The organism is Moorena sp. SIO4G3, from assembly GCF_010692305.1.
Taxonomy (GTDB): Bacteria; Cyanobacteriota; Cyanobacteriia; order Cyanobacteriales; family Coleofasciculaceae; genus Moorena; species Moorena producens_A.
The window spans coordinates 1-8,390 of the sequence record NZ_JAAHIG010000372.1; the positions used below are offsets into that span (position 1 = coordinate 1).

An 8,390-nucleotide genomic window follows, 5' to 3' on the forward strand; every position below is an offset into this window, starting at 1 on the left:
GGAGATAGGGGGGATTAAAGCTAATAAAAAGTTATTTTTAACCTGAAAAAAAACCTCTCCCCAGCACCCCAGCTCCCTTTCACCCGTAGAAAAAGACAATTTATTCCTGAAAATGAAACAGCCCTGCCCTTAAAAAGGGGGACTTTGAGGTGGATAAGCATACCTCATAAATGCCAGAAAAGCTATAATTCAGATCATCTAAATATCAAGGGGCTCAAATCAATTAATTCTAAAATATAGAGCCTCTTAATAAGCAAGCACCATGATCTGACACATCCAAGCCAACTAGTCTAAGCATGGATGTAACTAATGATAAAAATCCCTAGGAACTTAAGCTGCGTGCTCTAAGGATAGTGTTCATTGTTGATTATTATCCCCAGATGGGGTTCTTTTCTTTGACGGCTTTAGGCTGGTAGCTATGACAACAATGAACTAGTTAACGTTGATGACTGATTTATTTTTCATAAATAGTATTACATAGAAATCTTTGATAATTGATATACTCAAAGTTAAATTTACTTAATCTTTAACTTAATAAATTTTTGATGAATTATCTTTTGATAAGAGATAATTACGAATTTATAGCATTTACAAATAGGTTATAAACAATATTGCTTATTTCTGATCACATCAAAAACTATTCGTAGCTCTTTACTACTGTTACTTGTTCCCTTTTCCCTGTTCCCTGTCTTGATGCATCCTATGTTTACATCTCAAATAAAAACCCTATACTTTGCTTCGCTAAGATGCATTTAAATTTCCGTTCCCGTAGCCTGACCTAGGGCACTATTACCGACGTCTCTGGTTAACGGTAAAGGGTCAACGGTCAACAAAAAACGGTGGTGGTACACAAGTAGTGATTTTAACCCCCGAAACTTTGACTACACCGTAGCCAAATTACTACATCTTTACCACTACCGCTTATTCAAAAGTGTTGTAGCGTGCCCTATCCCATCAGCTGTTCGCGTAGCGCTTAAGCTGTTCGCGTAGCGTGCGCGTAGCGCATTAGCTGAATACTTACCCTGATTCTGGGTAGGATTCTACTTCCCAATTTCCCCAGTGGCATCCTTCTTGGGGCATATTATCACTTCACTAAGAATAATCCTGAGAGGGTACATGAGCAACGAAAAGCTTACTAGATAAGGCTTTGAGCCCAATCAGCTATGGCTTGATTCGGAAATTGACCCTCGATTTATTTCCTGGAAGCTCAAACCCTGATAACGCTGAAATCATTACTCAGTAAAGATTTCAGCTTGCTTGTTGCCCCCCTCAGGAATAATCATGGATGAAGAACGCCTCCAAGCCTATCGCAATCTGATTCAAGAGCTGCTGAGTTGTCCCAGTGGCCAGGAATCAGAGGTTTTGAATTCCCACTGGGATTTGCTAGATGGGGGGTTGGTGCAGGTGATCCAACAAGTGGCAGAGTTGTTGTTAGAGAAGGGCAATAACAATGCTGCTGAATGTTTAACTAATGTTGCCGGTCTGCTAGCTCAGATCCTGGGATTGTCATCAACAAGTCCTACCTCTTCGCAATTGCCGACTGCCGACTCCCAACTTAACTTCGTGATGGAGGTATTGCAGGCAACCGAGGAAAGCAACGGTAACCCGCAAGTGGTTTATCCCCTACTGCAAGCAAACCTAGACAAGCTAGATGATAACTTGGCAGTGCTGTTGCGATACTGGGCAACGGTGATTTTGGCAGAAGTAGAACCAGAACTAGCCGAAAGCATCGCCTTAGATATTGTCAATTTCAGCAATCTAATTCAGAAGTTTCCGCTAGGCAGTAGGGAGACTAACTTGGAGATTGCCATTACTGGCTATGAGGTGGTTAGCACTGTTTTTGCCCGTGAGGCTTGTCCCCAAGATTGGGCAACCACTCAAAATAATCTGGCTGCTGCCTACCGTAACAGAATCAGGGGACAGAAGGCAGACAACCTCGAAGCAGCCATCAAGGCTTTCCAAAGGGCTTTGCAAGTGCGCACTCGTGAGGCTTTTCCCCAAGATTGGGCAATGACTCAAAATAATCTGGCAAATGCCTACGGTGAGAGAATCAGGGGAGAGAAGGCAGACAACCTTGAAGCAGCTATCAATGCTCACAAAGTAGCTTTGCAAGTGTACACCCGTGAGACTTTTCCCCAAAAGTGGGCAATGACTCAAAATAATCTGGGGAATGCCTACTTATACAGAATCAGGGGAGAGAAGGCAGACAACCTCGAAGCCGCCATCAATGCTTTCCAATCTGCTTTGCAAGTGCGCACCCGTGAGGCTTTTCCCCAAGATTGGGCAACCACTCAAAACAATCTGGGAATTGCCTACAGTAAAAGAATCATGGGAGAGAAGGCAGACAACCTCGAAGATGCCATCAATGCTTACCAAGCTGCTTTGCAAGTGTACACCCGTGAGGCTTTTCCCCAACAGTGGGCAACCACTCAAAATAATCTGGGAGAAGCTTACAGAAGAATCAGTGGAGAGAAGGCAGACAACCTCGAAGCCGCCATCAATGCTTACCAAGCTGCTTTGCAAGTGTACACCCGTGAGGCTTTTCCCCAAGATTGGGCAATGACTCAAAATAATCTGGCAATTGCCTACAGTAACAGAATCATGGGAGAGAAGGCAGACAACCTCGAAGATGCCATCAATGCTTTCCAAGCTGCTTTGCAAGTACTCACCCGTGAGGCTTTTCCCCAAGACCATTCCGAAACCTTATTTAACCTTGGGCTTGCCTACCAAGATGCCCAACAGTTAACCAACGCCTACAATGCTTTTGCTGACGCTATTAAAACAGTAGAATCCCTGCGCGGTGAGATTGTCTCTGGTTCTGGCATCGAAGCAGACAAACAAAAACTAGCTGAAAAATATAACCAAATCTACAGCAGCATGGTAAAAGTATGCGTGGAACTAAACAAACCTACCGAAGCAATTGAATATGTTGAACGTAGCAAAGGCAGAAACCTAGTAGAACTCCTAGCTAACAAAAACCTCTATCCTAAACGCGATCGCTACCCCAACCCAGAGGTTTACCAAGCTCACTGCCAGCAACTCGAACAGCTGCGACGGGAAATCCCAGTAATACAGCGAGAGTTAGAGATATTAACAAGAAATCGGGAGTCAGAGGATAAATATCGCGAAACTATCAAAACACAGCAGCAAAGGTTAAAAAACTTAAAACAGAACCAGGATAACTTACTCAAGGAAATCAACCAACTAGATTTTAGTTTTAGATGCACCCAACAGGTTGAACCCATTTCCTTTAGTGATATCCAAACCCTGATTGATGACCACACTGCTATTATTCAGTGGTATATCACAGACAATCAGATTCTCACCTTTACCATCACCCGTCAAAATCAGCATCCACAGGTTAGGCAATCTTCTTCTAAAGAGCGCAAAGCCCTATTTGGTTTGACTATAAAATATTTGGTTACTTACTACGAGAAAAAAGACCAGTGGCAGACTAAATTGGATAACCTACTAAGCCGATTAGCCCAGATTCTGCATATTGATGAAATTATCGCCAAACTCCTCCAAGACCAAAAGTGTAAGCAGTTGATTCTCATCCCCCATCGTTTCTTACATTTGTTCCCCCTTCATGCATTGCCCATTGAGAATAGGGAGCAACAGGCAAACAACAGTGAGCAAAATACCCACACTAACAATGCTTACTTACTTGACTTGTTCCCCAAAGGAGTTCGATATGCTCCTAGTTGCCAATTACTGCAACTGAGTCAAAAGCAAGAGCGTCCCGATTTCAGTAAGCTCTTTGCTATCCAAAACCCGACTAACGACCTATACTACGCCGACTTCAAAGTTAACAACATTCTCCCATTATTCTCCTCTTCCCAAGTTTTAGCCAAGCAGGATGCAACTGAAGCTGCTGTTAAGACCAGTCAAGAGATGCCCCTATCCCACTGTATTGATTTTTATTGTCATGGTGAGTTTAATCTAGAATCACCCCTAGAATCAGCACTGATTTTAGCCAAAGATCAAAATACCATCCTTTGGCAAATATATCTCTTTATGTGGGCGGTAGAATCACGATCATACAGCTTAATCCGGTATGTTTTTTCCAAAGAATATGAACGCCTCACCTTAACGGAAATCTTTGGACTAAGTCTCAATCAATGCCGCCTTGTCACCCTTTCTGCTTGTGAAACAGGCATTACTGCAGTTGCCGGTAGTACTGATTATCAGTACAACAGTGATGAATACATTAGTTTGCCCAGTGGTTTCCTCTACGCAGGTAGTCCCAGCGTTGTCAGCAGCCTCTGGAAAGTGGATGAATTTGCCACTGCCTTGTTAATGATTAAATTTTATCAAAACCTAAGTCAGTTTCCTACCAGAGAAACGGGTGCAGTTGCCGTTGCCCTCAACCAAGCTCAAACATGGCTGCGGGAGGTTACTAAAGAAGAATTAGAAAAGTGGAAAAACCATCTAAACCTTCTTTCCCTGACTCCCAATCAGAAAGTCGATTGGTTATTGTGGTTCAGGAAGATGAAGCCAAAAGAACAGCCTTTTAAATCACCTTACTACTGGGCTGCCTTTTGTGCCATCGGTAAATAAAGCTCACTCCATAATATATCTCATAATTTTTATAATGTCACTTACACCTGAACATAGAATCAAAGCTTTTATTGATCTAATCAAAGACCAACCCTCTGTCTTTTTACCTGAGAATAGGATTGATTTAGAGCAACAAATAGACAAGTTTCCAGAAGATGTTGAATCCCTCTCAGAGGCTATCTCCGCTTGGTGCCTAGAACACCCTGATATTCTTATTGCTTTAAGTGATAAACCAGATAGCATGTTTGGTTCAACACCTAGAAAACAGATGGGTCCAGGTGAATCTAATCCCAAGCCTAAACCCGAAGACTACAAAACAAACATAAAAAACCAGATGCGGGAAAGTTTCCCCGAAACTACTCCCGAAGCTACTAAGGAGCAAAAACCACCAGACTCTAGCAAATGAACCAGACACCCACAGCATGGAAAGTACAAAATCCTAGCTTGACCCTCTGTGCCTTTCAGCTGCGCCAAGACATTACCAAAGGCAAGCAAGAGGTGATGGACAATGCTAACCAACTGTGGGAACAATGTGTTGCCCTTGGGGAACACCGGAACATCCAACTCCTCAAATCTCTCAAAACAGAACTCCGCAGCTACACTTACGATCCAAAAGGTTCTCAGTACCACTACCATCCCAGCAATGAAGACCAAGAAGCAACAGCAGAGGAAAAACCCTATCTAGATGATTGGCTGGAATTGGTGAGGAAAGACCCCCAATCAGATCAAGCCCGTCAGCTGCGTTTTCACAGTGACTCAGATAAAAATGGTCTGCGCCTGATGGGAGAAATTTATCCCCTGCGCATTCACGATACCTATGCCCTTGACCTGACCCTACGTTACCGTGAAACCGTAGAGTTAGCCCAGCTAAGTCAGCTCAATCCCACTGACCAAATCCAAGCCTCCATCGGACAGACCCTACTGCTATTTGTTAAACCAGTTAATGTGGAAGAATCTGCCTATGAAGATTTTGCTAATCAGTGTGTTGCAGGGTTAGTCAAGGAAACAGCAGACCATCTCCAACCATCAGCAAGGGGTCAACTCTTCGGTAGTCCTATCTTTGAATACGATAACGACAAACAGAAGCCCAGGGAACGCTGTCACATTTTGGTGTGGTTAGACTCTCATCCTGAAACCTTGAGCAAAACCGTTGATGCTTATCACTCCTTGCTCAATTTGCTCGGTTGTCGCAGTAAAATACATTACGCTTATTCTCAATCCCGCTACTGTCATGATCAAGCCTTGGAACTCTATAGGGAATTAGAGCAAAAGGTAGAGCAATTAGTCCAACCCCCTGAAGAAACCCTAGAGGAACTCAACCAGTGGCTCAAGGAAATACCCCAACGGGCATTTCACTATGCTAAATACCTGCGGGACATGGAAGACCACAGAACTGCAATTACTACCAACATCGAGAACTATACTTCCAAGTTAGAGAACATTAAAGCATTGAGTTTGCCCAATGATGACCTGGCATTTCTAGAAACCTTCCTTGACCGCACCTGCAAGCAATTTCAAAGTCAGATTCAAGTAGACCTCAACTACCTTAGACCTACTCAACATTTATTTGAGCAGATGACTGCCACGATTCGGGGCATGATCGAGGTTAAGCAAGCAGAAAGCGATCGCAATAACGAAGCGGCTGCCCAAAAACGGGAACAAAAATTAGAGCTAGTGATTACTACAGTCGGTACAGGCTTAGCCGTAAGCGGTATTTCGTCCCAAGTTGCCTCTGATGCTATCGAGAAAATTTTACCAGTTTCCAAAGAAGCTAAAGACGCTAATCTTCCCAGTTATTTGGGCTACAGTTCCCTAGATATAGTATTTCATCTCCTAGTAGGCGTTATCTTAGCAACTCCTGTAGGTATTATTCTTTGGTGGTCGCGAAGAAAGTAAGTATATGCACTACGCGCACGCTACGGGAACAGCCATCAGCCGTCAGCCGAAGGCCTTTGGCCACGCTACGCGAACAGCCGTCAGCTTATTTTCTCACGAGGTGACAACAAAGCTCAAACCTAAGTAAGCGCAAGGGTTTGACTTCTGACTTCTGACTTCTGACTTCTGACCTCAGACTCCCTTTAAGTTAAATTCAGTTTCCTTAGCAAGACCTTATCAAATTCTCAGTTAAGGGTCACTGCCTCCTCAGTTAAGACCTGCATTCTAGTAATTACAGGAAAGCAGTTAACCAATTAAGCGAATCAACCCCAGGAGAAACAAACATGAAAGGTATCGTACTTGGCAGTTTAGGCACTTTATTGATTGCTACCGCTACCACTCCCGTCTTAGCATCAGAAATCGCTGCCAACTCTACTACCAGCCGTAACAATATTGTCGAAGTTCAACCGTTTAACCTGGTCTATCTCGGTTATCAAGGCTACTTTGCTGAGCAAGGTATTCCCAGTAATGCTGGTTTCATCAGCGCTGTAAAAACCAAGAGAATTACCGCTAAAGACCTCGTAGCCAGTGCTATTGAAAGAGGAAGATTATCCCCAGAAACCATCAATGATTCTAGCTATCTAGCTTATGTGAACACTGAACTATCCAACCTGGATCGGGATTAATACTTAGGTAAGCATTTAGCTGATAACTGTTGGCGTAGCCCATTAGCTGAATACTTACATAAGTTAAGACCTACATTCTATTAATTAAATATAAGCAGTTCACCAATTAAGCTAATCAATCTTAGGAGAAACAAAGATGAAAGGTATCGTACTTGGCAGTTTAGGCACTTTATTGATTGCTACCGCTACCACTCCCGTCTTAGCATCAGAAATCGCTGCCAATTCTACCACCAGCCGTAACAATATTGTCGAAGTTCAACCCTTTAACCTGGTCTATCTCGGTTATCAAGGTTACTTTTCTGAGCAAGGTATTCCCAGTAATGCTGGTTTCATCACCGCTGTAAAAAGCAAGAGAATTACCGCCAAAGACCTCGTAGCCAGTGCTATTGAAAGAGGAAGATTATCCCCAGAAACTATCAATGATTCTAGCTATCTAGCTTATGTGAACACTGAACTATCCAACCTGGATCGGGATTAATACTTAGGTAAGCATTTAGCTGATAAGTGTTCGCGTAGCCCATTAGCTAAATACTTACATAAGTTAAGAGCTACATTCTAGTAATAAAAAAAGCAGTTAACCAATTAAACTAATCAATTTTAGGAGAAACAAACATGAAAGGTATCGTACTTGGCAGTTTAGGCACATTGTTGATTGCTACCGCTACTACTCCCGTCTTAGCATCAGAAATCGCTGCCAATTCTACCACCAGCCGTAACAATATTGTCGAAGTTAAACCCTTTAACCTGGTCTATCTCGGTTATCAAGGCTACTTTGCTGAGCAAGGTATTCCCAGTAATGCTGGTTTCATCAGCGCTGTAAAAACCAAGAGAATTACCGCCAAAGACCTCGTAGCCAGTGCTATTGAAAGAGGAAGATTATCCCCAGAAACCATCAATGATTCTAGCTATCTGGCTCATGTGAATAGTCAACTATCCAACCTGGATCGGGATTAATACTTAGGTAAGCATTCAGCGGTCAGCCCTCAGCGGTCAGCGGTCAGCCCTCAGCTAAAAGCGCATTAGCTAATAGCTGTTCGCGTAGCGCTTAAGCTGTTGGCGTAGCCTGCGCGTAGCGCATATGCTTACGAAATATCAAATCCTGGCTGGGGTTTGGATTTCACTATAGCGTTTCTCATAGCTATGAGGTACACATTATTTTTTCCCTCTTCCCTCACTTCCCCTCCTGGGAGGGGTTAGGGGTGGGTTCCTCTTCCCTGCTCCCTGCTCCCTGCTCCGAAGTCCCTAAAAACCAGAAATTTGTACCTCACA

At 43.3% G+C, this 8,390-nt stretch carries 7 protein-coding genes; all 7 read left to right on the plus strand.

Features of this window, described 5'->3' with window-relative positions; all coding sequences use genetic code 11:
* The first annotated feature begins 1,281 nt into the window (after window positions 1-1,281).
* The 7 genes from F6J99_RS36870 (at window position 1,282) to F6J99_RS36900 (ending at window position 8,075) form a co-directional block, all read left to right on the plus strand.
* Window positions 1,282-4,560 carry a CHAT domain-containing protein gene (locus F6J99_RS36870; RefSeq protein ID WP_293120694.1) on the plus strand — a complete coding sequence of 1,093 codons (3,279 nt, stop codon included), beginning with the start codon at window positions 1,282-1,284 and terminating at the stop codon, window positions 4,558-4,560.
* A gap of 34 nt (window positions 4,561-4,594) precedes the next feature.
* On the plus strand, window positions 4,595-4,966 hold the full coding sequence (locus F6J99_RS36875) for a hypothetical protein (RefSeq protein WP_293120696.1): 372 nt from the start codon (window positions 4,595-4,597) through the stop codon (window positions 4,964-4,966).
* Window positions 4,963-6,456 (plus strand): hypothetical protein, encoded by a 1,494-nt coding sequence (locus F6J99_RS36880; protein WP_293120698.1) that lies wholly within the window; start codon window positions 4,963-4,965, stop codon window positions 6,454-6,456. Before F6J99_RS36875 ends, F6J99_RS36880 begins: the two co-directional genes overlap by 4 nt.
* Before the next feature lie 4 nt (window positions 6,457-6,460).
* Complete coding sequence (locus tag F6J99_RS36885) at window positions 6,461-6,583, plus strand: hypothetical protein (protein WP_293120700.1); 123 nt, start codon at window positions 6,461-6,463, stop codon at window positions 6,581-6,583.
* Between the two features lie 196 nt (window positions 6,584-6,779).
* Complete coding sequence (locus F6J99_RS36890) at window positions 6,780-7,121, plus strand: hypothetical protein (protein WP_293120702.1); 342 nt, start codon at window positions 6,780-6,782, stop codon at window positions 7,119-7,121.
* 136 nt (window positions 7,122-7,257) lie between these two features.
* The gene (locus tag F6J99_RS36895) at window positions 7,258-7,599 is read left to right on the plus strand and encodes a hypothetical protein (RefSeq protein WP_293120704.1); all 342 of its coding nucleotides are present in this window, start codon (window positions 7,258-7,260) and stop codon (window positions 7,597-7,599) included.
* 134 nt (window positions 7,600-7,733) lie between these two features.
* Window positions 7,734-8,075 carry a hypothetical protein gene (locus F6J99_RS36900; protein ID WP_293120706.1) on the plus strand — a complete coding sequence of 114 codons (342 nt, stop codon included), beginning with the start codon at window positions 7,734-7,736 and terminating at the stop codon, window positions 8,073-8,075.
* Window positions 8,076-8,390: the final 315 nt, after the last annotated feature.

Excerpts from the sequence above, each read along its gene's own strand:
- F6J99_RS36885 (WP_293120700.1), top strand. The coding sequence starts at position 6,461 with ATGCACTACGCGCACGCTACGGGAACAGCCATCAGCCGTCAGCCGAAG.
- F6J99_RS36870 (WP_293120694.1), top strand. The coding sequence starts at position 1,282 with ATGGATGAAGAACGCCTCCAAGCCTATCGCAATCTGATTCAAGAGCTG.
- F6J99_RS36875 (WP_293120696.1), top strand. The coding sequence starts at position 4,595 with ATGTCACTTACACCTGAACATAGAATCAAAGCTTTTATTGATCTAATC.
- F6J99_RS36895 (WP_293120704.1), top strand. The coding sequence starts at position 7,258 with ATGAAAGGTATCGTACTTGGCAGTTTAGGCACTTTATTGATTGCTACC.
- F6J99_RS36880 (WP_293120698.1), top strand. The coding sequence starts at position 4,963 with ATGAACCAGACACCCACAGCATGGAAAGTACAAAATCCTAGCTTGACC.
- F6J99_RS36890 (WP_293120702.1), top strand. The coding sequence starts at position 6,780 with ATGAAAGGTATCGTACTTGGCAGTTTAGGCACTTTATTGATTGCTACC.
- F6J99_RS36900 (WP_293120706.1), top strand. The coding sequence starts at position 7,734 with ATGAAAGGTATCGTACTTGGCAGTTTAGGCACATTGTTGATTGCTACC.